This window comes from Mesorhizobium sp. (genome assembly GCF_004962925.1).
GTDB lineage: Bacteria > Pseudomonadota > Alphaproteobacteria > Rhizobiales > Rhizobiaceae > Mesorhizobium.
This window is the reverse complement of sequence record NZ_SUEO01000038.1, coordinates 33,304-35,402: the sequence shown is the minus strand read 5'-3', so window position 1 is coordinate 35,402 and position 2,099 is coordinate 33,304. Positions and strand designations below refer to the sequence as shown.

The 2,099-nt window shown below is 62.7% G+C and carries 2 protein-coding genes; both read left to right on the top strand.

What is annotated here, in order from left to right:
• The coding region (locus tag E5W87_RS10865) for a formylmethanofuran dehydrogenase subunit A (protein WP_292396847.1) at positions 1 to 1,142 on the top strand (1,142 nt) is incomplete at its 5' end.
• Positions 1,130 to 2,038, top strand: a complete 909-nt coding sequence (gene fhcD / locus E5W87_RS10860) for a formylmethanofuran--tetrahydromethanopterin N-formyltransferase (RefSeq protein ID WP_292396846.1) — start codon at positions 1,130 to 1,132, stop codon at positions 2,036 to 2,038. The genes E5W87_RS10865 and fhcD, both read left to right, overlap by 13 nt.
• Positions 2,039 to 2,099 lie beyond the last annotated feature (61 nt).

Sequence of the window (2,099 nt, the reverse complement as noted above, 5' to 3'; positions counted from 1 at the left end):
ATGTCGCCTGGACGGTCGCCTCGACGCGGGCGCTTGGGGTCAAGGTGATCAACGCCGGCGCGGCGGCCGCTTTCAAGGAAAACGTCCGCACCTTCTCGCTGGACGATGTGGTGCCTACCTACGGCGTCAGCTCACGCAAGATCGTCAAGACGCTACAGGCGGCCGTTGACAGCCTTGGTATCCCGCATCCCCTGCATGTCCATTGCAACAATCTGGGCAGCCCCGGATCGGCGGACACGGCGGCCGCGACGATCGCGGCGGCGGAAGGGTTGCCGATGCACCTCGCCCATCTCCAGTTCTATGGCTACGGCACGGAAGGCAAGCGCAGGTTTTCCTCGGCCGCGGCGCGCCTTGCCGAACTGGTCAACGCGACGCCGGAGGTCACCATCGATATCGGCCAGGTGATGTTCGGCCAGACGGTCACTGTCTCCTCCGACGTCATGCGGCAGTTTTCGGCGCGTGGCAGTGCGAGCCCGAAGAAATCCGTCATCCATGACGGCGACGGCAATGGCGGCGGCATCGTGCCCTACAGCTATGGCAAGGATTTCTATGGCGCGATGCAGTGGGCGATCGGGCTCGAGCTTTTTCTCCTGATCGACGATCCCTGGCGTGTCTTCTTCACCACCGATCATCCCAACGGCGCGCCCTTTACCGTCTACCCGGCTCTGTTCGAGCTGCTGATGAGCAGGGAAGCACGCACCGAAATGATTGCCGGACTTCCAAAATCCGCCATGGCGCTCTCCACCCTGGCTGCAATCGACCGCGAATACACGTTCGAGGAAATTGCCATCATGACGCGCGCCGCCCCAGCCAAGCTGCTTGGGCTGACAGACCGGGGCCATCTCGGGGCCGGCGCCATAGCCGATATCGCTGTCTACCGCAGGGACGGGGATATCGCGAAAATGCTGGGGCAGGCGGCGTATGTTTTCAAGGACGGCGATCTTGTCGTGCAAGACGGAGAAATTTCCCATTACCGTTGGGGCAAGGCGCTCAGGCTCAATCCGTCGCCGGACAAGGCGATGGTGCGGCGTCTGGAGGACTATCACCAGCAGCGCTACGGCCTGTCGCTGGACTGGTTCAATTTCCCAGATTCCGCGATCGCGCGCGAACAGCCATTCGGCGAGGTTTCATGCCGAACGTGAGCGTAAATGGCATAGTGATCGACGATACTTTTGCCGAGGCCTTCGGCATGCGCGCGACCGCCATCATCATCACCGCGCCGAACCGAAAATGGGCCCGCCAGGCGGCGATCACCATGACCGGCTTTGCCACCTCGGTGATCGGTTGCGGCTGCGAAGCGGCAATCGACGTCGAACTGCCGCCATCGGCCACACCGGATGGCCGGCCCGGCTGCCGCGTGATGATCTTTGCGATGGGAACCGACGAACTGCAGAAACAACTGCTCAATCGCGTCGGCCAGTGTGTCTTGACCTCGCCGGGTTCCGCCTGCTTCGCCGGACTGGAGGGCAGCGCCGACTTGAAGCTCGGTTCGGCGCTGCGTTATTTCGGCGACGGCTGGCAGATCTCCAAGAAAATCGGCGACCGGCATTTTTGGCGCGTTCCCGTCATGGACGGCGAATTCCTGTGCGAAGCAACGACCGGGCTGACGAAGGATGCCGTCGGCGGCGGCAATTTCTTCGTCATGGCTGAAAGCAGCGCCAAGGCCTTGGTTGCCGCCGAGGCCGCTGTCGCTGCGATCGGCCTGGTGCCCGGCGCGATCGTGCCGTTTCCGGGCGGCATTGCCCGTTCGGGTTCCAAGATAGGCGGTAAATACAAGGGCATGATCGCCTCGGCCAACGAAGCCTATGCGCCGACGCTGCGCGGCGTCGTCAGGAGCGAGCTCGGTCCCGACATCAACGCCGTCCTGGAAATCGTCATCGATGGCGAGACCAACGATGCCGTTGCCGCCGCGATGAAGGCAGGTATCAAGGCCGTCATCGGGCTTGGGCCGAAGAAAGGCGCGGTTCGCATAAGCGCCGGCAATTACGGCGGCAAGCTCGGCAAATTCATCTATTCGCTGAAGGATATGCTGCCGTGAAAGCGCTGACCTTCACCCTTGTCGCCGAACCGCCCGAGCGCCTTGACCTGTCGCTGCTGAC